The 22,599-nt window shown below is 74.0% G+C and carries 20 protein-coding genes; 7 read left to right on the top strand and 13 right to left on the bottom strand.

The features are described from left to right. Nucleotides 1-143: 143 nt before the first annotated feature. A complete protein-coding gene (locus ACFVSN_RS23075) occupies nucleotides 144-995 on the top strand; it encodes a hypothetical protein (protein ID WP_387594484.1) in 852 nt (283 codons plus the stop codon). Between the two features lie 478 nt (nucleotides 996-1,473). Here the strand turns inward: ACFVSN_RS23075 and ACFVSN_RS23070 are convergent, their stop codons facing one another. Continuing rightward, nucleotides 1,474-2,235, bottom strand: a complete 762-nt coding sequence (locus tag ACFVSN_RS23070; RefSeq protein WP_387594486.1) for a 3-hydroxybutyrate dehydrogenase — start codon at nucleotides 2,233-2,235, stop codon at nucleotides 1,474-1,476. Nucleotides 2,236-2,544: 309 nt separating this feature from the next. Between ACFVSN_RS23070 and ACFVSN_RS23065 the strand changes: the two genes are divergently transcribed. Beyond that, nucleotides 2,545-4,437: a regulator gene (locus tag ACFVSN_RS23065; RefSeq protein WP_387594487.1), complete on the top strand. Its 1,893-nt coding sequence runs from the start codon at nucleotides 2,545-2,547 to the stop codon at nucleotides 4,435-4,437. Nucleotides 4,438-4,659: 222 nt separating this feature from the next. Here ACFVSN_RS23065 and ACFVSN_RS23060 read toward each other — a convergent pair whose 3' ends face one another. The 3 genes from ACFVSN_RS23060 to ACFVSN_RS23050 form a co-directional block, all read right to left on the bottom strand. Continuing rightward, nucleotides 4,660-5,883, bottom strand: coding sequence for a cation:proton antiporter (locus ACFVSN_RS23060; protein ID WP_387956481.1), 1,224 nt, complete (start codon nucleotides 5,881-5,883; stop codon nucleotides 4,660-4,662). 197 nt (nucleotides 5,884-6,080) lie between these two features. Continuing rightward, nucleotides 6,081-7,412: an NAD(P)/FAD-dependent oxidoreductase gene (locus tag ACFVSN_RS23055; protein ID WP_387594491.1), complete on the bottom strand. Its 1,332-nt coding sequence runs from the start codon at nucleotides 7,410-7,412 to the stop codon at nucleotides 6,081-6,083. 449 nt (nucleotides 7,413-7,861) lie between these two features. Continuing rightward, on the bottom strand, nucleotides 7,862-8,776 hold the full coding sequence (locus ACFVSN_RS23050) for a TIGR01777 family oxidoreductase (protein ID WP_387956480.1): 915 nt from the start codon (nucleotides 8,774-8,776) through the stop codon (nucleotides 7,862-7,864). A gap of 73 nt (nucleotides 8,777-8,849) precedes the next feature. Between ACFVSN_RS23050 and ACFVSN_RS23045 the strand changes: the two genes are divergently transcribed. Continuing rightward, nucleotides 8,850-9,347 (top strand): GNAT family N-acetyltransferase, encoded by a 498-nt coding sequence (locus tag ACFVSN_RS23045; protein ID WP_387956479.1) that lies wholly within the window; start codon nucleotides 8,850-8,852, stop codon nucleotides 9,345-9,347. A 119-nt stretch (nucleotides 9,348-9,466) separates the two neighbouring features. Further along, on the top strand, nucleotides 9,467-10,600 hold the full coding sequence (locus ACFVSN_RS23040; protein WP_387956478.1) for a DUF2510 domain-containing protein: 1,134 nt from the start codon (nucleotides 9,467-9,469) through the stop codon (nucleotides 10,598-10,600). A 19-nt stretch (nucleotides 10,601-10,619) separates the two neighbouring features. Here ACFVSN_RS23040 and ACFVSN_RS23035 read toward each other — a convergent pair whose 3' ends face one another. From ACFVSN_RS23035 to cobU, 7 genes are all read right to left on the bottom strand, one after another. Further along, complete coding sequence (locus ACFVSN_RS23035; RefSeq protein ID WP_380437640.1) at nucleotides 10,620-11,135, bottom strand: DUF4240 domain-containing protein; 516 nt, start codon at nucleotides 11,133-11,135, stop codon at nucleotides 10,620-10,622. 158 nt (nucleotides 11,136-11,293) lie between these two features. After that, nucleotides 11,294-13,066, bottom strand: coding sequence for a 2-oxoglutarate dehydrogenase, E2 component, dihydrolipoamide succinyltransferase (gene sucB / locus ACFVSN_RS23030; protein ID WP_387594495.1), 1,773 nt, complete (start codon nucleotides 13,064-13,066; stop codon nucleotides 11,294-11,296). A 79-nt stretch (nucleotides 13,067-13,145) separates the two neighbouring features. Continuing rightward, the gene (gene lpdA / locus ACFVSN_RS23025; RefSeq protein WP_380437644.1) at nucleotides 13,146-14,534 is read right to left on the bottom strand and encodes a dihydrolipoyl dehydrogenase; all 1,389 of its coding nucleotides are present in this window, start codon (nucleotides 14,532-14,534) and stop codon (nucleotides 13,146-13,148) included. Nucleotides 14,535-14,935: 401 nt separating this feature from the next. Next, a complete protein-coding gene (locus ACFVSN_RS23020; protein WP_380437646.1) occupies nucleotides 14,936-16,435 on the bottom strand; it encodes a leucyl aminopeptidase in 1,500 nt (499 codons plus the stop codon). A gap of 261 nt (nucleotides 16,436-16,696) precedes the next feature. Further along, nucleotides 16,697-17,476, bottom strand: coding sequence for an adenosylcobinamide-GDP ribazoletransferase (locus tag ACFVSN_RS23015; protein WP_380496978.1), 780 nt, complete (start codon nucleotides 17,474-17,476; stop codon nucleotides 16,697-16,699). 84 nt (nucleotides 17,477-17,560) lie between these two features. Next, on the bottom strand, nucleotides 17,561-18,676 hold the full coding sequence (locus ACFVSN_RS23010; protein WP_380437650.1) for a nicotinate-nucleotide--dimethylbenzimidazole phosphoribosyltransferase: 1,116 nt from the start codon (nucleotides 18,674-18,676) through the stop codon (nucleotides 17,561-17,563). A gap of 28 nt (nucleotides 18,677-18,704) precedes the next feature. Continuing rightward, the gene (cobU, locus tag ACFVSN_RS23005) at nucleotides 18,705-19,277 is read right to left on the bottom strand and encodes a bifunctional adenosylcobinamide kinase/adenosylcobinamide-phosphate guanylyltransferase (RefSeq protein ID WP_380437652.1); all 573 of its coding nucleotides are present in this window, start codon (nucleotides 19,275-19,277) and stop codon (nucleotides 18,705-18,707) included. Nucleotides 19,278-19,373: 96 nt separating this feature from the next. On the opposite strand from cobU, the gene ACFVSN_RS23000 reads away from it, so the two are divergent. Next, nucleotides 19,374-19,574 carry a hypothetical protein gene (locus ACFVSN_RS23000; protein WP_359967816.1) on the top strand — a complete coding sequence of 67 codons (201 nt, stop codon included), beginning with the start codon at nucleotides 19,374-19,376 and terminating at the stop codon, nucleotides 19,572-19,574. Between the two features lie 26 nt (nucleotides 19,575-19,600). Here ACFVSN_RS23000 and ACFVSN_RS22995 read toward each other — a convergent pair whose 3' ends face one another. Both ACFVSN_RS22995 and ACFVSN_RS22990 read right to left on the bottom strand, forming a co-directional pair. Beyond that, nucleotides 19,601-20,311, bottom strand: coding sequence for a class I SAM-dependent methyltransferase (locus ACFVSN_RS22995; RefSeq protein WP_380437764.1), 711 nt, complete (start codon nucleotides 20,309-20,311; stop codon nucleotides 19,601-19,603). Nucleotides 20,312-20,529: 218 nt separating this feature from the next. After that, complete coding sequence (locus ACFVSN_RS22990) at nucleotides 20,530-21,126, bottom strand: DUF3043 domain-containing protein (RefSeq protein WP_380437654.1); 597 nt, start codon at nucleotides 21,124-21,126, stop codon at nucleotides 20,530-20,532. 300 nt (nucleotides 21,127-21,426) lie between these two features. Between ACFVSN_RS22990 and ACFVSN_RS22985 the strand changes: the two genes are divergently transcribed. Further along, the gene (locus tag ACFVSN_RS22985; RefSeq protein WP_380437655.1) at nucleotides 21,427-22,233 is read left to right on the top strand and encodes a PspA/IM30 family protein; all 807 of its coding nucleotides are present in this window, start codon (nucleotides 21,427-21,429) and stop codon (nucleotides 22,231-22,233) included. A 36-nt stretch (nucleotides 22,234-22,269) separates the two neighbouring features. Continuing rightward, entirely contained in the window at nucleotides 22,270-22,563 is a 294-nt protein-coding gene (locus ACFVSN_RS22980; protein WP_363652151.1) for a hypothetical protein, read from the top strand. Nucleotides 22,564-22,599 lie beyond the last annotated feature (36 nt).

Genomic DNA, 22,599 nt, shown 5'->3' with positions numbered 1-22,599 from the left:
GGAGGGTTAGTGCGATAAGCACCCTTCCGGTGATGGGCAGTTGACCGACCACCCCGCGTGTTACGTTCCGAACCAAACAGCAAACAGGTGACCCCGGCAGCGCGCCAACGCTCCGGGGTCCGGCACCAGGAGTCGAAGCTCCCATGCGCATCCATCGTACCGAACAGGTACGGCACTTCACCGTGCTTCCCAACGCCGTCCTCCAGTACCGCAAGCTCAGCTACACCGCCCGCGGCCTCCTCGCGGACCTCCTCTCCCGCCCCGACGGCTGGCGCGAGGACGGCCGCCACATGGCCGCCACCAGTCCCCAAGGCCGCGGCGCCGTCCGCAAAGCCCTCAAGGAGCTCACCGACGCCGGCTTCTACCGCGTCGAGACGATCCGCCTGCCCGACGGCACCCTCCGCAGCGAGTCCCACGTCTACGACACCCCCTGGCCTTCCCGTCCGGGTGCCACCCGTCCGGCGCCCGGTGGCCCGGTTGTCGGTCGCACAGGCAGCCCTCCCGTAAAGGACCGGCAGCAAGAACCCACCCTCCCCGCGAGCCCGGCTGCCGACGAGCAGACCCGACAGGCAGTGGCCGCCCTGTTCCGGGCGATCCGCCCCGAGCCTCGCCTGCGCCTCGGCCAGGCCGAAGCGGAGATGCTCGCACCCCTCGTCGCCCAGTGGCTGGAGTGCGGCAGCACTCCGAGCGACCTCGCCCAAGCCCTCCTCCCCGGCCTGCCGAACCCGATCCACTCCGCCGCAGCCGTGCTCCGCTACCGCCTGGAGCACAAGATGCCGCCCTGCCGCGCCCCGGAACGCCCGCCAGCACCCCGGTACGCCGAGTGCGCGGAATGCCGCGACCCCGTCCCCCGCCCGGGCCTCTGCCGCACCTGTAGCGGCCTTCGAGCGGTCGCCGTCAGCCATAGCGTCGGCGCCACTCGTGCCCGTACGGCACCGAGAAGCGCCCCCAGCGCGCCGCCCAGCCCCCGTCGGCCGGCGGGCTCGCGTCCGTGATGCGGGCGACCGCCGACTCCGTTTCTGCGTGGGAAGTCGGCTCGGTCGACTTCCTGTGCTGTGGGGGTGCGGCCGCGCTCAGTGCGCCGTCCGGCCGTTGTTGGCGGGCGGGCTCGCGTGCGTGATGGAGGTGGCGGGTGGGAGGGCGAGGACTGGCCTTCGTTTCTGCGTGGGAAGTCGGCTCGGTCGACTTCCTGTGCTGTGGGGGTGCGGCCGCGCTCAGTGCGCCGTCCGGCCGCTGTCGGCGGGCGGGCTCGCGTGCGTGATGGAGGCGGGGGTGGCGGGCGGCCGCTGAGTTCCCTTCCGCGCAGGAAGTCGGTCCGATCGACTTCCTGTGCTGTGGGGGTGCCGCTGCGTTCAGTGTCCCGCCCAGCTTCCGTCGGCCGGCGGGCTCGCGTCTGTGGTGGAGGTGGCGGGTGGGAGGGCGAGGACTGGCCTTCGTTTCTGGACTTCCTGTGCAGCGGGAGCGCCGCCGCGCTCAGTGCGCCGTCCAGCCGCCGTCCACCGGCAGGCTCGCGCCCGTGATGTAGGAAGCAGCCGGCGTGCAGAGCCAGAGGGCCAGCGCGGCTACTTCGGAGGGCTCGATGAGCCGCTTGACGGCCGTGCGGTCGAGCATGATCCGCTCGACCACCTCCTCCTCCGGGATGCCATGTGCCTCTGCCTGGGCCGCGATCTGCTTCTCCACCAACGGAGTCCGGACGTACCCCGGGTTGATGCAGTTGCTCGTGACCCCGTACGACGCCGCCTCCAGCGCGACCGTCTTGCTGAGCCCCTCCAACCCGTGCTTCGCCGTCACGTACGCGGACTTGAACGCGCTGGCCCGCAGGCCGTGGACGGACGACACGTTCACGACGCGGCCCCACCCCCGCTCGTACATGTGGGGCAGGGTGCGCCGCAGGATGCGGAACGGGGCCTCCACCATCACGCGTTGGATGAGGGAGAAGCGCTCGGGCGGGAACTCGTGGACGGGGGCGACGTGTTGGAGGCCGGCGTTGTTGACCACGATGTCGGCGTCGGCCGGCAGGGCGTCGACCGCCTGCGGGTCGGCGAGGTCCGCGACGACGGCGTGTCCGCCGATCCGGGCCGCGAGCTCCCGGGCCGGTTCGGCCGCCAGGTCGACGACGTAGACCCGGGCGCCGGCCCCGGCGAGGGCCTCGGCGCAGGCCCGGCCGATGCCCGAGGCGGCGCCGGTGACCAGGGCCGTGCGGCCGTCGAGCGGGCGGGCTGTAGTGGTGTCCATGGGCCAGAACGGTAGGAATCCGGCGGCTCGCCTCCCATGTGCCGGGGCACTACAGCATGCTGATGGACGGTGGTGGTCACCACTATGACGGTCGATCGACGGTTCGACCCTGGAAGTCCAAACCCATCCTGTCCCGGCTTCCCCACAATGGGCGCGGTTGCTTCACCCGTTCGGAGGATTGCTCGGTCAGATCCACCCATAGCGCCCGAATGCTCGCTACATTCACGCCGATTCCCGACAGGGGGCGCCGCCACAGGCAGCCGAAGCGCTGGTAGAGCCCGGTGCGGCGTCCGAGAGGTGTTGACTGATATGCCCCAACGGCCTGCAACCGACAGCCCGGCGTACGGACCGCTCGACCCGCTCGACCAGCACCGCGGTCCGGTCGGCCGGGCCCTTCCGGACGCCCCTGACGCCCTGACCGCCCACGCCCCGGCCGCCGACGAGCTGCGGCTGCCCGAGCAGGCCATGCCCGACCGGCACCAGCCCGCGACACCCACGGCCGTCGCGGGCACCGCGACGGCGACCGCCACGGCCACCGCGGCCGCCACGGCCACCGCGACCGCCGCGCCCCCGGCACCCGCCGCCGGCCACCCTGGCGGCCACGCGGGCCACTCCGGTCCGGCCCCGCAGAACGGCCACCTGGCGGCGCTGATCGAGGAGGCCGGCTTCTCGCACGCCGGCCTGGCCCGCCGGGTCGACCAGCTCGGCCTGGAGCACGGCCTCGACCTGCGCTATGACAAGACCTCGGTCACCCGCTGGCTGCGCGGCCAGCAGCCGCGCGGCGCCACGCCCGCGTTGATCGCCGAGGTCTTCACCCGCCGCCTCGGCCGCCGCCTGACCGCCCAGGACCTCGGTCTGGACGCCTGCGCCCCGGTCTACGCGGGCCTGGAGTTCGCCGAGACACCGCAGGAGGCGGTGGACATCGTGGCGAGCATGTGGCGCAAGGACAACGGCCCGCAGTCCGAGCTGCGCCGGATCGCCTTCACCCCGGCCGGCCTGGTCGTCCCCAGCCGGGACTGGCTGATCGGCCGCACCGACGAGCGCGTCGCCCGGGACGGCTCCACGCTGGCCCGCCCGGACGCCGCCACCGGCCCACCGCCCGCGGGCCCGCCGACGGCCAACGCGCCCGGTGCGGCGGCCCTGGGCCCGGCACGCGGACCGGTCCCCGGCGGCCCAGGCCCGCGCCCGGCTGCCACGGCCGCCGCGCTCAGCCGCGTCCCCACCCAGAGCCGCCGCCCGCCCGCGGCCGTCGAGCCCCCGTACGCCGACCCGGCCCGCGAGCAGCGCCCCGCCCTGCGCGTCGGCCGCGGCGACATCGCCGCCATCCGGGCCGTCGGCGACCTCTTCCGCGCGCTCGACCACGCCTACGGCGGCGGCCACGCCCGCCAGGCGCTGGTGCGCTACCTGGAGAGCGAGGCCGAGCCGATGCTGCGCGGCCGCTACGGCGAGCAGATCGGCCGCGCCCTGTTCGGCGCGGTCGCCGACCTCACCAGGCTGGCCGGCTGGACGTCCTTCGACATCGCCGCCCACGGCCTCGCCCAGCGCTACTTCGTCCAGGCGCTGCGCCTGTCCCAGGCCGCGGGCGACCGCGCCCTCGGCGGCTACGTGCTGGTGACGATGAGCCAGCAGGCCGTCCACCTCGGCCACGGCCGGGAGGCGGTCCAGCTGGCCCGGGTCGCCCAGCAGGGCGTGGGCACCGCGGTGCCGCCCGTCGTCCAGTCGCTGCTGCACGCCGCCGAGGCGCGCGGGCACGGCCTGCTGGGCGACGTCCGGGCGTGCACCACGGCGCTCGTACGGTCCGAGCGCTCGCTGGCCGCGGCCCGGCCCGGCGATGAACTGCCCTCCTGGGCACGGTACTTCGACGAGGCTCAGCTCTCCGACGAGTTCGCCCACTGCTACCGCGACCTCCAGCAGTGGCGCACCTCCGCGCAGCACGCCGAGAAGTCGCTGCGGCTGCGCTCGCCCGCGTACGCCCGCAGCCGGATCTTCTGCCGGCTGGTGCTCGCCACCGCGCGGCTCGGCATGGGCGACCTCGACGAGGCCTGCACGATGGCCACCGACGCGCTGCGGGCGGCGGGGGAGATGCGCTCGGCCCGCTCGCTGGAGTACGTCCGGGACTTCCACCGCCGCCTCACGCCCTACCGGGGCAGCCCGGTGGCGCGGGCGTTCGAGGAGACGGCCCGCCAGGCGGGGGTGATCTGACCCCAGCAGGCCGGACAACGGAGGCCGACGGATGCTAGGGCCGGGCGCACGACGACGCCCGGCCCGCACCGGCCCGGCCCGGCCCGGCCCGACCCGAAAGACGCCTGACCCGGCCCGACCCGAAAGACGCCTGACCCGGCCCGGCCCCAAAGACGCCTGACCCGGCCCGACCCGAAAGACGCCTGACCCGGCCCGACTCCAAAGACGAAAGACGCCCCAGCCTCACCAGCTCTCGGCGCGCACCCGCGGTCGCCCCGCCTCCGGCGCCAGCGGCCGGACGTCGCCGCGCAGTCGCTGCGCGGCGAGCGGGAAGACGAGCACCGAGAGCATCCCCGCGCCGACCAGCGCGGCGGCCGTCGAGGACGGCATGTGCCCGGCCTCGACCTCGATCGTCGTGATCACCACGACCAGCGGCAGCGCCGTCGCGGCGTACAGCCCGAGCGCGCCGCGGTCGCGCTGCCCGAGCCCGGCCGGGGCGAGCAGCGCGGCAGGCGCCCCGCGCACCGCGAGCAGCAGCACCAGGAACACCGGGACGAGCAGCAGCGTGCCGGGGTCGTCCAGCAGCGCGTCCAGGTCGAAGTTCATCCCGCTGACCACGAAGAACACCGGTACCAGGAAGCCGAAGCCGATGCTCTCCAGCTTCGCCTCGATCACCTCCTCCTCGTGCGCCCGGACGCCGGAGAGCAGCATTCGGGAGACGATCCCGGCGGTGAACGCGCCGAGCAGCATGTCGAGGTCGAGCCAGATCGCCGCGGCGACCATCACCGCGAGCACCAGGATCACCGCGCGGATCGCGAACTGCCCGGACGTGCGCAGGGTGCGCTCGATCAGCCGGGTGACCCAGTCCGGCCGGGGCCGCTGCGCGCCGAGGACCGCGAAGGCGGTGATGACGGCGAAGGCGCCGAGGATGACGGCGGTCCGGGCGGGGGAGTTGCCGCTGAGCAGGACCGCGATCGCGATGATCGGCCCGAACTCGCCGACGGCGCCGGTGGCCATCACCAACGAGCCGAAGGGGGTGGGGAGTTCGCCCGAGTCGCGGAGGATCGGCAGGATCGTGCCGAGTGCGGTGGTGGTGAGCACCAACCCGGCGAAGGCGCCGTCCAGCGGGTTCGGGTTGACCAGCGCGCCCACCCCGAGGCCGAGGACGACCGTCGCCAGCCACGCGGTGCCCGCCCGTTTCAGCGGGCCGCCGCGCAGCTTGGCGAAGTCGATCTCGTACCCGGCCAGGAACATCAGCATCGCGAGGCCGAACTGGGAGAGCGCGGTGACGAGGTCGTCGACGCGCGCCCAGTCCAGGACGTCCGGTCCGATCAGGACGCCGAGCACGATCTCGAACACGACGGTCGGGACGGCGATCCACCGCAGCAGCCGGTCGGCGAGCAGCGGCGCGGCCATCGCGGCGGCGGGGATCAGGATCAGCGTGAGCGGGTGGACGGCGGCGCTCACCGCGCGACCGGCCGCAGGGCCCGGGCGGCGGCGGGCGCCGCAACGGGTGAAACCCCACGAATAGCAGTCATAGCGGGCATAGCGGCATCCTGGCACGATGCCGGTCCGCCGTCCCGGCAGGCCGTCCGCGTGTTCCGGGCAGCCGTGACCGCCGTCCCGGCAGGCTGTCCGCGTGTTCCGGGCAGCCGTGACCGCCGTCAGGCCGCGGCCTCCGCCTCCCGCGCGGAGGCCGGCAGCCCGAGGTCGCGCAGCACGGCCCGCGCCGCCCGCCGTCCGGAGACCAGGGCGCCCTGCACGGAGCTGGTGTCCCGGTGGTCCCCGGCGACGTACAGCCCGGCGAGCACCCGGACCGGCCGCTGCGGGTTGTGCGGCGGCGGCATGGCGGGCAGCGCGTCGGGCAGGTGCCGGACGCTGAGGAACTGCCAGCCCCGGGTCGACGTCCCGTACAGCTCCGCGAGCCGGGCCCGGACGGCCGGTTCGAGCCCGGCCGGGCCGCCCGCGTCGAAGGCGCGCCGCCCGAGCACGGTGGTCGCGACGAGCGCCTGACCGGCCGGGGCGTACGAGGGGTCCAGTTCGCTGAGCACCAGCGAGTGCGAGACGAGCGGCGGCTGGCCGCCGGGCCGGTCGGCGTCCAGGAGGAGGACGGGTTCGTTCACCGGGGACCGGTCGGCGGCGTGGAAGAAGGTCGTGACGGGGTGGAAGTCCGGCAGCCGCAGTCCGGGCATGAGCTCGACGGCGGAGCGGGCGTCGGTGGCGATGACGACGGCCTGCGCGCCGATCCGGCCGTGCGCGGCGGTCTCGACGCCGTCGGCCGCGATCCCGGTGACCTCGATCCCGGTGCGCACGGTGCCGGCGGGCAGCGCGGCGGCCAGCTGGGCCGGCACGGTCGCGATGCCGCCGGCGGGCAGACAGAGCCGCCCGCGGGCGTAGGAGCGCAGGACCAGTTCGGCGATCCGGCTGCTGGTCCCGAGCGCCGGGTCGCTGAGCAGGGCGCTGAGCAGCGGCCGCAGGAAGCCGTCGACGGTGCGCGGGGCGAGCCCGTGGCCGGTGAACGCGCGGGCGGCGGTGGTCTCGGGGCGGGCGTGGATCCGCCCGGCCGGGGTGGCGGCGAGCCGGGCCAGGTAGCTGCCGAGGCGGGCCTTGTCCAACGGGCTGCCGAGCGGGGCCCGGACGGCGGCCTGCCGGGCGGCGGTGAGCTGAGGGTCCCCGGCGCGGTAGCGGCGGCCGGCGCTGTGCACGAGTACGCCGGGCGCGAGCGGGCGCAGTTCCAGGCGGTCGACGTCGAGCGCGCGGCGCAGTTCGGGGAACGCGGTGTTGAGCAGGTGGCTGCCGTCGTCGAGCCGGAATCCGTCCAGCTCGCGGGTGGCCATGCGGCCGCCGATCCGGTCGGCGCGTTCGAGGAGCTGAACGGTGAGGCCCTGGCCGGTGAGCGCGCGGGCGGCGGTCAGGCCCGCGAGGCCGCCGCCCACCACGACGACGTCCGGGTCGGACGGTCGGCGGGCGCGGCGGGTGAAGTCGTACGTGGGCACGGGCGTGCTCCCTCCCTGGTTCCCGGGGCTCCGGCCGACGCAGGCAGCGGGGTGCCGGGACACGGTCCGACGATGTGATGCCCAGTCAGTGTGAGCGTCAGACAAACGCATCGGGCCGGATCGGGTGCCGGGAAGGGCGTGGGCGGGGGCGCGGTCACGGACTGTGCGCCGTGGCGGCCGGGTTCGGGGGTCGGCGGGCGCGCACGGTCACCGGGGGCGTGCAACGCGCCCACCGCGTGCTCCCGTGCGCCCCCTGCCGGAGCCCCGTCCGACCCCCGCTCGGCATATGCCCGTGGCCAGCACGAATGCCGTACGCCCGGTACGTTTCCGGGCCCCGGGAACGCACGCCCGGCCCCGGTACGTTTCCGGGCCCCGGGCACGCACACCGGGCCCCGGGAACGCACGCCCGGCCCCGGGCACGCACGCCCGGCCCCGGGACGGGAGGGCCGTCAGAGGGCCGCCCGCACCGCCGCGTCGACGTCCGTGTGCGTGAACTCGAAGCCGGCGTCGAGCAGTCGCCGGGGCACCACCCGGTGGCTGCCGACGACCTCGATCGCGAGCTCCCCGAGCACCGCCTTCAGCACCGCCTCCGGCACCGGGAACAGCGTCGGCCGGCTGAGCACGCGCCCGAGGGCCGCGGTCAGCTCGGCGTTGGTCACCGGCTCCGGCGCGGTGAGGTTGAAGGCACCCGACAGGTCCTCCCGGTCGATCAGGAAGCGCAGCGCGGCGACCTCGTCGGCCAGCGAGATGTAGCTCCAGTACTGCCGCCCGTCGCCGAGCCGCCCGCCCAGGCCGAGCTTGAACAGCGGGAACAGCCGCCCGCCGGCCCCGCCGGCCGCGGACAGCACGAGCCCGGTGCGCGGGTGGACGACCCGGATCCCGGCGCGCTCGGCGGGCCGCGCGGCGGCCTCCCACTCCACGCACACCTCGGCGAGGAAGTCGTCGCCGAGGGGGGAGTCCTCGTCGATCACCCGGTCGCCGGTCTGCCCGTACACGCCGACCGCGGAGGCGCTGACGAAGACCTTCGGCGCTTCCTCGAGCTCGGCCAGCGCGACGGCGAGCGTCTCGGTGCCGAGCACCCGGCTCTCCCGGATCTCCCGCTTGTAGGCGTCCGTCCAGCGGTGGTCGCCGACCCCGGCGCCCGCCAGGTGCACGACGGCGTCGACGCCGGCCAGTCCGCCCCGGTCCACCTGGCCGAGCAGCGGGTTCCAGCCGATGGCCGTGGTGCCGTCGGGCTGCGGACCCGTCCTGGAGCGGTGCCGGACCAGCCGGACCACCTCGTGGCCGTCCGCCGTCAGGGAGCGGACGAGCGCCGAACCGATCAAACCCGTGGAGCCTGTGACAGCGATGCGCATGGGCCCCATCCTCCCAGTTCTTAACCCGTAGGCCCCTTTAACCGGGAGAACGGGGTGGACACCCCTCATTAGGCTGACGCGCATGCACGATGACGATCTGATCATCCGACCGGCCAGGCCGGAGGACGAGCGCGAACTCGCCGCCCTCAACCGCGCCGCGTGGTCCCCCCTGTCCGAGGTCGCCCCGCAGCCGCCCGAGGAGGACGGCGTCTTCGACGAGCGGCACGCCCCGGAGCAGTACCTGCTCGCCCTCCTCGACGGCCGGATCGTCGGCTACATCCGCCCGGTCCCGGCCACCCCGCTCGCCAGCAACCGGCACGTCCGGCAGATCCAGGGCCTGGCCGTCGACGCCTCCGCGCGCGGCCGGGGCGTGGGCCGGAAGCTGGTCGAGGCCGCGTGCGCCGCGGCGCACGCCGAGGGCGCGCGCAAGATGACGCTGCGCGTCCTCGGCTGGAACACCCCGGCCCGGCGCCTCTACGAGAGCTGCGGCTTCGTCGTCGAGGGCTCGCTCGCCGAGGAGTTCCTGATCGACGGCTCGTACGTGGACGACATCTGGATGGCCCGCCGCCTCACCGGCTGAGCGCCCCGGCCGGTCGTTCGCCCACCACTCCTGACGGTGTGTCAGTTGTGAACGAGTGGTGCAGAGTCGTGACCGACTCGCGCTGTCTCGACCGCCGTCGTGCCGGGTACGGTACGCCCGTGAGCAACTCGACGCCTCCCGGGTGGTACCCGGTACCCGGTGCGGACGGCGCGCCCGGTCAGGAGCGCTGGTGGGACGGCAACGCCTGGACCTCCGAGGTGCGCCCGCTCCAGGGCGGCGCCGCCCAGGTCGCCGACGCGCCGACCCAGGGCTGGCAGCCGCCGGGGCCCTCGGCCCCGGCCGCCGGGTACGGCTACGGCGCCCCAGCCCCGGCCCCGCAGGACGCGCCGCCGCCCGGCTACGGCTACCCCGGCGGCCAGGCCCCCGGCTACGGCTACCCGGGCCAGGGCTACGGCGCCCCCGAGTACGGCCAGGGCTACGGGAACCAGGAGTACGGCCCGGCCTACCCCGGCGCCCAGCCGCCCGGCTACGGCTACCCGCCGCCGGCCCGCGGCGGAGGCGTGAAGCCGGGCGTCGTCATCGGCATCGCCGCCGCGGTCCTCGTCGTCGGTGCGGTGATCGCCGGCCTGACGCTCGCCGGCGGCTCCCCGTCGGCCGACCCGACCCCGAACCCGACGGTCACCGTCACCCGGAGCCAGGACCCGGCCCCCAGCCCGACCTACACGCTCCCCACCACCGTGCCGACCCCGACGCAGACGCAGCAGGCGCCCAAGCCCGCGCCCGTCCTCAAGGGCACCGTGCCGGACGCCCAGCACGCCATCACCGTCCCGCTGTTCGACGGCTGGGAGGCGCAGACCAACAACACCAAGTCGACGGTCTACCTCGGCTCCGGCCGCTACACCTGCCCGGACGGGAACAACACCTGCATCCGCGGCCAGTTCGCGATCCAGAAGGACACCGTCCAGGGCGCCACCGCCAAGGCCGCCGCCGAGGCCGCGATGCCCGACTACGCGGCCGCGATCTTCACCGGGATCACCTCGCACACCGACTCGGGCTCGGCCTACGTCACCGTCGCCGGGGTGCTCGGCTACGCCTCCCGCTGGCACGTGCGCACCTCGGACGGCACCCAGGGCTACGTCCTGCTGGCCACTGTCCCGGCCAAGGGTGGCGGGTTCGTCGTGTTCGAGGGCGGCGTGGACGACGACCCGGCCGCGCCGGACGCCTCCGTCCTGGACCAGATCCTCCGGGGCATCAAGCAGGACGGCAGCGCCGGCACGGGCAGCACCACCTGACCCCCCGGAGGACGGCGCTCTAATCCCCGTAGCGCTCCCAGAGCTTGGGAAAGCGTTTCGCCATCGCGTCCGGGTCCTCGAAGTCCAGCGGCGTCCCCGCCGGGCGGCCCGCCTGCCGCCCGCCCACCTCGGGCAGCGGCAGGCCGGTGAGCTGCTCGTAGGCCTCGTCGGCGGCGTAGCCGAGGTCCTCGGCCTCGCCGTCCTCCTCCTCGTCGAACTCGGGCAGGAGGTCGGCCAGGTCGTCCGGCTCGTGCAGCCCGCCCTCGAAGACGTCCCGGCCCTGGCCGATCAGCCAGCAGCGGAAGAAGTCGAAGGTGTCCTCGGAGGCGCCGTCGAGCAGCAGGTGGGCGGCGCCCCACAGGTCGTACCGGTAGGCGCGCTGGAAGCGGGCCTCGAAGAGCCGGCCGAAGTCGATGACGTCGTCCGGGGTCAGCTGGACGAGGTGCTCCACCAGCCGGTCGGCCTGCTCGTCGGGGTCGCCGTCGGCGGCCTCCCGGGTCTCGTCGATGATCTGCCAGAAGTCGGTCTCGTCCATCACCGCTCCAGCATCCCCGTTCGCCCGCCTCCGCGCATGCCATGGCCCGGCGAAACGCTGGTGACGCCCGGCGGAACGTTCGTCGGCGGCCGGGCCGGGAACGGCGGAACCCCGCGCCGTCCGGGGACGGTGCGGGGTTCCGCGGGGACCACGGGGGGTCAGAGGCCGAGCTCGACCTCGAACTCGCCGGCCTCCAGGATCTCCTTGACCGCGACCAGGTAGCGGGCGGCGTCGGCGCCGTCCACCAGGCGGTGGTCGTAGGAGAGCGACAGGTAGGTCATGTCGCGGATGCCGATGGCGGTGCCGCCGTCGGCCTCGATGACGACCGGGCGCTTGACGGTGGCGCCGATGCCCAGGATGGCGACCTGGTTCGGCGGCACGATCACGGTGTCGAACAGCGCACCGCGCGAGCCGGTGTTGCTGATGGTGAAGGTCGCACCGGACAGCTCGTCCGGGGTGATCTTGCTGTCGCGGACCTTGGTGGCCAGCTCGGCGGTCTTCTTCGAGATGCCGGCGATGTTGAGGTCGCCCGCACCCTTGATGACCGGGGTCATCAGACCCTTCTCGGAGTCCACCGCGATACCGATGTTCTCGGTGTCGAAGTAGGTGATGGTGCCCTCGGCCTCGTTGATCCGGGCGTTGATGGCCGCGTGGGCCTTCAGCGCCTGGGCGGCGGCCTTGACGAAGAACGGCATCGGGGACAGCTTGACGCCCTCGCGGGCGAGGAAGGAGTCCTTGGCCTTGCCGCGCAGCGACATGATCTTGGTGACGTCCACCTCGACCACGCTGGTCAGCTGGGCCTGCTCGTGCAGGGCCTTCAGCATGTTGTCGCCGATGACCTTGCGCATGCGGGTCATCTTGACCGTCTGGCCGCGCAGGGCGGACGGAGCGGCGGCGGCCTTCGGCGCGGCGGCCGGGGCGGCAGCGGCGACCGGAGCCGGCGCGGCCTTGGCGGCCTCGGCGGCGGCGATGACGTCCTGCTTGCGGATGCGGCCGCCGACACCGGTACCGGTGACGGCGGACAGCGCGACACCGTGCTCGGCGGCGAGCTTGCGCACCAGCGGGGTGACGTAGGCGTCACCGGCGTCGGCCACCGGGGCGGCCGGGGCGACCGGAGCCGGGGCGGCAACGGGGGCCGGGGCGGCGACCGGAGCCGGGGCAGCCGGAGCGGCAACGGGAGCCGGAGCGGCAACGGGAGCCGGGGCGGCGACCGGGGCCGGAGCAGCCGGAGCGGCGACCGGAGCCGGGGCAGCCGGAGCAGCGACCGGAGCCGGGGCGGCAACCGGAGCCGGGGCGGCAGTAGCCGCACCCGGGGCGCCGATCAGCGCGAGCTGAGCGCCGACCTCGGCGGTCTCGTCCTCGCCGACCAGGATCTTGACGACGACGCCGGCGACCGGCGACGGGATCTCGGTGTCGACCTTGTCCGTGGAGACCTCGAGCAGCGGCTCGTCGACCTCGACGGTCTCACCCTCGGCCTTCAGCCAGCGGGTGACGGTGCCCTCGGTGACCGACTCGCCCAGCGCGGGCAGCACGACCGGGGTGGCGTCGCCGGCCGGAGCGGCCGGAGCGGCAACGGGGGCCGGAGCGGCAACCGGAGCCGGAGCGGCGACGGGAGCCGGAGCGGCGACCGGGGCCGGGGCGGCGGCGGGCGCGGCCGCGGCGGCCGGAGCAGCGGCGGGGACCGGGGCGCCGGAGCCGTCGTCGATGATCGCCAGCTCGGCGCCCACCTCGACGGTCTCGTCCTCGCCGACCTTGATCGAGGCCAGGATGCCGGAGGCCGGCGCCGGGATCTCGGTGTCGACCTTGTCGGTCGAGACCTCGAGCAGCGGCTCGTCGACCTCGACACGCTCACCCTCGGCCTTCAGCCAGCGGGTGACGGTGCCCTCGGAAACGCTCTCGCCCAGCGCGGGCAGTGTTACTGAGACCGCCATGGTTTCAGCGACTCCTATCAAGTCTTGCGTACGGGAGTACGGGAAGTACGGAAGTACCGGAACGGGGGTGGGGGCGTGATCAGTCGTGCGCGTGCAGCGGCTTGCCGGCCAGCGCCAGGTGCGCCTCGCCCAGGGCCTCGGACTGGGTCGGGTGCGCGTGGATCAGCTGCGCGACCTCGGCCGGCAGGGCCTCCCAGTTGTAGATCAGCTGGGCTTCGCCGACCTGCTCGCCCATGCGGGCGCCGACCATGTGGACGCCGACCACGGCGCCGTCCTTGACCTGGACGAGCTTGATCTCGCCGGCGGTCTTCAGGATCTTGCTCTTGCCGTTGCCGGCCAGGTTGTACTTGAGGGTGACGACCTTGTCCTTGCCGTACAGCTCGACGGCCTTGGCCTCGGAGATGCCGACAGAGGCCACCTCGGGGTTGGAGTACGTCACGCGCGGGACGCCGTCGTAGTCGATCGGCATCGGCTTCAGGCCGGCCAGCCGCTCGGCGACCAGGATGCCCTCGGCGAAGCCCACGTGGGCGAGCTGCAGGGTCGGGGCGAGGTCACCGACGGCCGAGATGGTGGGCACGTTGGTGCGCATGTACTCGTCGACGAGGACGTAGCCGCGGTCCATCGCGACGCCGTTCTCCTCGTAGCCGAGGCCGGCCGAGACCGGGCCGCGGCCGATGGCGACGAGCAGCAGGTCGGCGTCGATCTGCTTGCCGTTCTCGGTGGAGACGCGGACACCGGCCTCGGTGTACTCGACGCCCGAGAAGCGGGCCTTCAGCTCGAACTTGATGCCGCGCTTGCGGAACGCGCGCTCCAGCAGCTTCGAGGAGTTCTCGTCCTCCAGCGGGACGAGGTGCGGCAGCGCCTCGACGATGGTGACCTCGACGCCGAAGGACTTCCAGACCGAGGCGAACTCGACGCCGATGACGCCGCCGCCGAGGATGACGGCCGACTTCGGGATGCGGTCGAGCTTGAGCGCGTGGTCGGAGGAGATGACGCGGTCGCCGTCGATCTCCAGGCCCGGGATCGAGCGCGGCACGGAGCCGGTGGCGAGGACGATGTGGCGGCCCTCGATGCGCTGGCCGTTGACGTCCACCGAGGTCTGCGAGGAGAGCTTGCCCGCGCCCTGGATGAAGGTCACCTTGCGGGAGGCGACCAGGCCCTGGAGGCCCTTGTACAGGCCGGCGATGACGTCGTCCTTGTACTTGTGGACGCCGTTGATGTCGATGCCCTGGAAGGTGGCCAGCACGCCGAACTCGGCGGCCTCCTTCGTCTCGTCGGCGATCTCGGCCGCGTGCAGCAGCGCCTTGGTCGGAATGCAGCCGCGGTGCAGGCAGGTGCCGCCCAGCTCACCCTTCTCGACCAGGGCGACGCTCAGGCCCAGCTGAGCGGCGCGGAGCGCCGCGGCGTAACCGCCGCTTCCGCCTCCGAGAATGACTACGTCGAAAACGGTGCTGGCGTCGTTCGCCACGTCACGTCCTCCATGCAATGGGGTGGGTCGCCGGGCCGGTCGCGGTCCGGTGGGTCGGAAGCCTTTGTGGGGCGCCCAGTCGTGCCGGAAATACATCTTCGCACTTGTTCACGGCGGCTGATGTCCGGGTCCGCCCCGCGGGTGTCCCACCGGGTGGTCACGGGGGTGGGAACACCCCCGACGGAAGGGCATCATTGCAGCTCAACGCCGGGTTGACAGCCACCGGGCGGGCGCTGTGACGGCCTTCGGGCGCCGCTGCTTCCGCACTGCGGAACAAAGTTTCGCCCGCAGCGAACAGGGGTGCGGGGCCGGGTGGCGGCCTACCTGCGGGTAACCCGTCCGGAACGCCGGAGGGGGCCCGGCGCACGTGCGCCGGGCCCCCTCCGAACGGGTGGGCCGGGTCAGGCCTTCGCCGCCGCCGTCCGCTCGGCGTAGGCGAGCAGGGTGCGCACCGCGCTCGCGGTGCCGCCCTTCGGGGTGTAGCCGAACGGCGCGCCCTCGTGGAACGCCGGGCCGGCGATGTCCAGGTGCGCCCAGTCGGTGCCCTCGGCCACGAACTCCTTCAGGAACAGACCGGCCACCAGGCCGCCGCCCATGCGCTCGCCCATGTTGGCCAGGTCGGCGATGGTCGACTCGGTCATGCCCTTGCGCAGCTCGGCCGGCAGCGGCATCGGCCAGGACTGCTCGCCGACCTCGCCCGCGACGGTGTGCAGGGTCTCGCGCAGCTCGTCGTTGTTGGACATCACGCCGAAGGTGCGGTTGCCCAGGGCCAGCACCATGGCGCCGGTCAGGGTGGCCACGTCGACGATGGCGTCCGGGTTCTCCTCGCCGGCGCGCACGATCGCGTCGGCCAGCACCAGGCGGCCCTCGGCGTCGGTGTTCAGCACCTCGACGGTCTTGCCGCCGTACATGCGCAGCACGTCGCCCGGGCGGGTGGCGGAGCCGGACGGCATGTTCTCGGCCAGCGCGAGCCAGCCGGTGACGTTGACGGCCAGGCCGAGGCGCTTGGCCGCGACCACGGTGGCGAACACGGCGGCGGCGCCGGCCATGTCGCACTTCATGGTCTCGTTGTGGCCGGCCGGCTTCAGCGAGATGCCGCCCGAGTCGTAGGTGATGCCCTTGCCGACGAAGGCGAGCGTGGCCTTGGCCTTCGGGTGGGTGTAGGCCACCTTCACCAGCCGGGGCGGGTTCGCCGAGCCGTTGCCGACGCCCAGCAGGCCGCCGAAGCCGCCCTTGGTGAGCGCCTTCTCGTCCAGCACCTCGACCTTGAGGCCGTGCTCCTTGCCGGCGGCCTGGACGATCGCGGCGAAGCTCTTCGGGTTCAGGTCGTTCGGGGCGGTGTTGACCAGGTCGCGGGCCCGGTTCATCTCCTCGCCGATCGCGGCGGCGCGCTCCACGGCGGCCTTGGAGTCCTTGCTGCCCTTGCGCGGGGCCAGCACGACGAGCTCGCCGACCGGCTCCTTGCCGCCCTCGCCCTTGTAGGTGCCGAAGGCGTACGAGCCGAGCAGACCGCCGAGGGCGACGGCCTCGACCTCGTCCGCGGACTCGGCGGGCAGGGCCAGCGCGGCCTTCTTGGCGCCGGCCAGGGTGCGGGCGGCGACACCGGCGGCGCGGCGCAGCGTCTCCAGGCCGTAGCCCTCCTCGGCCGCCTCGCCGAGGCCGACCGCGAGCACGAGCGCGGCCTTCAGCCCGGCGGGAGCGGGGACCTTGACGGCCTCGCCCTCGGCGCCGGTCGCGCCCAGGGTGGTGAGGACCTCGGCCAGCTTGCCCTCGAACGCCTCGTTCACGGCGTCGGTGCCGGCGGCCAGCACGATGCCCTTGGGGCCCTTCGCGACACCGACCACCAGCGCGTCCGCACGCAGCGAGGCGGCGGCGGAGGTGCTCACAGACAATGCAGTCACGTAATGCGTCCTGTTCTTTCGCGGTCCACGGCCGGGTGCGGCGAGGCTGCCGCACCGGCGCAGCCCGGCGGGCGTCGCGGGTGTCCCTCCGGCGCGGTCCGGGTCCGGGTCCCCTGGCTACGCGCACCCGCCGTTCGCGGACACGCACACCAGAGGCCCCGGCTCCACGCTCGGCGCCGGGCGGGCAGGACCTGCGACGGTGCAGGGCTGCGGTGCTCCCCGCATGGTAGTCCGCATGGTGGGATCACGCGCCGCCCGGTGTCAGGCCAGCAACGCCAGGGCGAACAACGAGCCGGTCGCGGCGGTCTCCGCCACGGCGCCGAGCACGTCCCCGGTGATGCCGCCGAAGCGCCGTACGCAGCGGCGGAGCAGCAGCCACGCGCAGCCGACCCCGAGGGCGAGGGCCAGGGGGAGGCGAACGGATGACGAGCCGTCAAACAGGCCGAGAATGGCCAGAAGGAGCGCCGTCGCGGCCGTCGCGGCCAGGGCGGCCGGGGGAGCGACGGTGCTCGCCACCATCGCCCCGAGTCCGCCCGGCCGCGCGGGCGGAACCGACCGCAGGCAGCCCCATGCGAGCGCGCACCGCGCGGCCACCGCGGAGCACACAACCGCCAGCGCCCCGCGCAGCGGCGAGTGCCCGAACTGTCCGGCCAATGCGGCGATCTGGGCGAACAGGGCGAGAAGCAGCACAAGTACGCCGAAGGGCCCGATATCGGACTGCTTCATGATGCGCAGCGCGTCCTCGGCGGGCTTCCCGCTGCCCAGTCCGTCCGCGACGTCCGCGAGCCCGTCCAGGTGCAGCCCCCGGGTGAGCGCCGCGAGCACGCCCACCGCCGTGACCGCCCCGAGCAGCCCGCCCGCCCGCCAGGCGACGAGTGCCCCGGCCCCGGCCGCGATCCCGCCCAGCACGAGTCCCACGGCCGGCGCCAGCACCATGGCCCGCCCCCCGGCCGCCCGGTCCCACCGCTCGACCCGCACCCGCAGGACCGACAGCGTCCCGAACGCGAACCGCAGCCCGTCGCCCCAGCCGGCCCGCTCCACGACGCACTTCCTAACTGTGTGAGACGGCGGACGGCGGCCCGAAATCCGAGCCGCCGTCCGCGGGTTGTCCGTACCGGTGCGCGCCTACAGCCGCCGCAGCAGGTCCGCCGCCGACGGCAGCCTCGGCTGCTCCTTGGGTGCCGCCGGCACGTACGCGCGCGGCGCCTCGTCCGCGAGCGCGTCCCCGGCGGCCTGGAGCAGCGGCAGCGCCAGCAGCGCGCCGACGCCCTCGCCCATCGTGATCCCCTGCTCCTGCATCGGCGTCAGCGTCAGGCGGTCGTACGCCTTGGCCTGGGCCGGCTCCCCGCTGGACTGCCCGGCGCGCCACCACTCCGGCGCCCGGAACGCGATCCGCTGCGCGACCAGCGCGCAGGCCGCCGAGACGACCCCGTCCAGCACGACCGGCAGCTTGCGCACGGCGGCCTGGAGCAGGAAGCCGGTGATGGCCGCGAAGTCCGCGCCGCCGGTGGCGCCGAGCAGCGCCAGCTGGTCGCCGAGGACCGGCCGGGCCCGCCGCAGCGAGTCCCGGATGGTCGCGCACTTGACCATCCAGACGCGGTCGTCGATGCCCGAGCCGCGCCCGGTCACCGCGGCGGCGTCCGTCCCGCACAGGGCGCCGATCAGCACCCCGGCGACGGTCGTCGAGCCGACCCCGAGGTCACCGAGGAGCACCAGGTCCGTCCCGGCGTCGGCCTCCTCGTCGGCGACGGCCATGCCGGCCCGGAAGGCCCGGACGGTCTCCTCGGGCGTGAGGGCGTCCTCGATGTCGATCCGCCCGGAGCCGCGCCGGATCCGGTGGCCGACCACCTCGTCCGGGAAGTCCGCCGGGTCGGTGTCCACCGCGACGTCGACGATCCGCACGTCGGCGCCGTACCGGGAGGCCAGCCGGGCGACCGGCGCGGTGCCGTCGAGCACGGCCCGCACCCGGGCCGCGGTGCCGCCCGCGGCGGGCAGCCGGGACACCCCGAGCGCGGCCACGCCGTGGTCGGCGGCGAACAGCAGCACCTTGGGCGCCGAGACCGGCCGCACCGGGGAGCGCCCCTGCACGGACGACAGCCAGCTGCCCAGCTCCTCCAGCTTGCCGAGCCCGCCGCGCGGCCGGTCGGCCGCCTGCCAGCGTTCGTCGGCGGCCCGCCGGGCGCTCTCGTCGGGGCGCTCGACGAGCGAGGAGAACGTATCGAGATCCACGGTCGTGTCCATCGTCCGAGAGGCTACACGCCGCAGGTGTTCACGCTGCGGCTGGCTTGACCGTCAGAACCTGCCCGGCCACGACCAGCAGCACACGCTGCGAGGCGTCCGCCACGGCCATGTTGAGCCGTCCCAGGGTGTCGCGGAAGCGGCGGCCGGCCGCGGTCGCCGGGACGACGCCCATGCCGACCTCGTTGCTCACGGCGACGACGTGCCGCCCGGTCGCCGCCCAGGCCCGTGCGAGGGCGTCGCACCGCCGCTGCACGGCGGCCTCGGCGCCGCCGGCCCAGGCCGCGTCGTCCCAGGCGCCGCACTCGTCCATCACCGAAGTCAGCCACAGCGCAAGGCAGTCGACGAGCACCGGGGCCGGATCGGCGGTGTCCGCGAGGACCGCCTCCAGGTCGCAGGTCTCGGCCGTGCGCCAGCTCGCCGGGCGCCGCTCGCGGTGCAGGGCGACCCGCTGGGCCCACTCGGCGTCGCCGTCCCGGGTGCCGCCGGTGGCGACGTACAGGACGTCCGCCCGGTCGGCGAGGAGCAGTTCGGCCTTGGTGGACTTGCCGGAGCGCGCACCGCCGAGGAGGAGCGTGCGGGAGGGTTCGGGGTGGGTCGCCATGGTTCCCATCCTGCCGGACCGGGCATACGGAAGATCGTGCCGGGCAGGCTAAGGTGCGCAGCACACTGGCAGGGTCGTCGGCGGGAGGAGCCGGGCATGGTCTGGACGTGGCGGTACGAGAAGGCGGACGGCACCGAGGTGGCGCCGGGCGTCGGGCACGAGGAGTTCGCCGGCCAGGGCGACGCCGAGACCTGGATCGGCGAGACCTGGAAGCAGCTCGCCGAGGACGGTGTCGACAACGCCGTCCTGCTGGACGACGACCGGGTCGTCTACTCGATGAGCCTGCACGAGGACTGACCGGCGCAACCGCCCGTCAGGGGGCGCTACTTGGCCCCGATGACGTGCAGCAGTGCGGCCACCTGCCGGTAGGGGTCGGTGCGCCCGGCGCGGTCCTCGGCCTCCAGCAGCTGGGCCAGCTGGCGCCCGTCCACCGGCGGGGCCGCGTCGTCGGGGGCGTTGTCGGTGAAGACCCGCACGCCGTACCAGTGCTTGAGCGGTACCGAGACCTCGGAGAGCGTGACGGACAGGTCGGCGAGCCGGTCGGCGCGGGCGGCCAGTCCGAGCCGGTTGTAGTAGCGATCGCTCTCGAACGCGTGCAGAGCGGCCCGCCAGTCCCCGGCGGCGGCGGGCCGCAGGGCGAGCGCGTCGCGGTTGCGGACGAGCAGCGAGAGCAGTCCGCCGGGCGCGAGCAGCCGGGCCAGCGAGGCGATCATCGGGTCCGGGTCGGGCAGGTACATCAGGACGCCGTGGCAGAGCACGACGTCGAAGCTGCGCGGGCCGAACCAGCGCCCGCACTGGTGGCCGTCGCCGCTGAGCAGCTGGATCCGCCCGCGGACCTCGGGCGCCTCCTCGGCGAGCGCCCCCTGGGCGACGCCGAGCGCGACCGGGTCGGAGTCGATGCCGGTGACGTAGTGGCCGGCCCGGGCCAGGCGCAGCGCCTGGGTGCCCTGGCCGCAGCCGATGTCGAGGACGCGCTGCGCGGTGCGGCCGGCCAGCTGGTCGGCGAGCTGCCGGCTGACGAGCTCCTGGCGCACGAAGTTGCGCAGTCCGCCGAGCCGGTCCAGCCACGCGGCGGTGCCGCCGGCGAAGGAGCCGCTGCGGGAGGGCAGCCGGCGCTCCTGGCCGGCCCGCTCCTGGCCCGCGCGCTCCTGGCCGAGCCGGTCGTGCCCGCCGTCGCCCTGGCCCGGCAGCGCGTAGAGGCCGGGCCCCTCCCAGGACGGCGGGGCCCAGCCGGAGTCCACCGGTTCGGCGGTCAGGGCCGCTCCCCGCGACGGACCTGCGGCTTGGGCAGCCGCAGCCGGCGCATCTGCAGGATGCGCATCAGGCCGTAGGCGACCGTTCCGCGGGTGTTCTGGCCCGCGAAGCGCTCGCCGAGCTGCTTGCGCAGGCCGAGGCCGAGGCGGACGAAGTCCAGCGCGACCAGCACGAAGAACAGCAGGAACAGCAGGGTGGACAGCAGCTGCAGGGCCGGCACCTTGACGATGCTGAGGACCAGGATGAGCACGGCCGCGGGGAGGAAGAACTCGGCCAGCGACCAGCGGGCGTCCACGTAGTCGCGGGCGAACTTGCGCACCGCGCCCTTGTCGCGCGCGGGCAGGTGGCGCTCGTCACCGTCCATGAGCGCCTGGCGCTGCTTCTCGCGCTCGACCCGCATCCGGTCGCGGGCCTGCTTGGCGGCCTCCTTGCGGTCCTTGGGCACGACCACCCGGGTACGCCGGTTGGCCTCGGCCTCACTGCGCTTGGGAGTGGGCCGGCCCTTCTTGGCCTGCGGGTCGCGGGCCTGGGTCGTCTCGTCCTGCTTCTCCAGCACGGTGGAGGCAGCGGCATCATCTGAACGGCGTCGGAACACACCACCAGCGTACGGGGTGCGGCGGCGCTTCTCGGGGCGGCCTCGGACGCAAACGCGTATCGATCCGCGAGGTGGGAACCCGCCCGGGGTTTTCCGGCCCCTTCCCGTAGGGGATCAGTCGGGTGGAGGATTGGGGGGATGAGAATGGGATCCACCCGGGGGATGAGGAAGAGGCACCCAGCGCTGTAGCAGTCTTGTTGCAGGCAGGTGCACTGCGGCGACGGGCTCGCTGCACATACACTCGTCGTGTCTGGTAACGAGATAGAGACCGCAGGCCGGAGAAGGGGGCACCCGAGGCCCATGAGCGACGGAATCATGAAGCGTATGGGGTTGATCTTCCGCTCCAAGGCGAACAAGGCCTTGGACCGGGCGGAGGATCCCCGTGAGACGCTCGACTACTCCTACCAGAAGCAGCTCGAACTGCTGCAGAAGGTACGGCGTGGCGTCGCGGACGTCGCGACCTCGCGCAAGCGCCTGGAACTCCAGCTGACCCAGCTCCAGCAGCAGTCCGCGAAGTACGAGGACCAGGGCCGCAAGGCGCTGTCGCTCGGCCGCGAGGACCTCGCGCGCGAGGCGCTGACCCGCAAGGCCAACATGCAGTCCCAGATCAACGACCTGGAGGCGCAGTACCAGGCGCTCCAGGCCGAGGAGGAGAAGCTCACGCTCGCCTCCCAGCGGCTGCAGGCCAAGGTGGACGCCTTCCGCACCAAGAAGGAGACCATCAAGGCCACCTACACCGCGGCCCAGGCGCAGACCCGCATCGCCGAGTCCTTCTCCGGGATCTCGGAGGAGATGGGCGACGTCGGCCTGGCGATCCAGCGCGCCGAGGACAAGACCGCGCAGATGCAGGCGCGGGCCGGCGCGATCGACGAGCTGCTGGCCTCCGGTGCGCTCGACGACGCGAGCGGTCTCGGCCGCAAGGACGACATCGAGGCGGAGCTGGAGCGCGTCGCCGGCGGTTCGGACGTCGAGCTGGAGCTGGCCCGAATGAAGGCCGAGCTGTCGGGCGGTCCGGCTGCCGGCCCGGCCGCGATCGAGCAGGGCAAGCCGCAGCAGCAGCCGCACGATGCGCCGCAGGACACCCCGCGCATCAACTACAACAAGTGAGCTGAGCTCCACCCACGAACCAGGGAGACGCACGGCATGATCATGAGGGTCATGGGTGAGGGGCAGTTCGAGGTCGGCGAGGCCCACCTCAACCTGCTCAACGAGCTCGACGCGGAGCTTGTCACCGCGGTCGACTCGGGCGACGAGGAGCTCTTCCGCTCGGCGTACGGCAAGCTGCTGGACGCCGTGAAGCAGTACGGCACCAGGCTGCCGGACGACTCGCTGGAGCCGTCCGAGCTGATCCTGCCGGCCGCGGAGGCGACGATCGACGAGGTCCGCGCGCTGCTGATGGCCGATGACGAGGGCGTCATCCCCGGGTACCCGGAGTAGCCTTCCGCACCGCTCGGCGCCAGACGAAAGGGCGGG

It is taken from the genome of Kitasatospora sp. NPDC057904 (assembly GCF_042887925.1).
Lineage (GTDB): Bacteria > Actinomycetota > Actinomycetes > Streptomycetales > Streptomycetaceae > Kitasatospora.
This window is presented reverse-complemented; position numbering and strand designations above follow the sequence as displayed.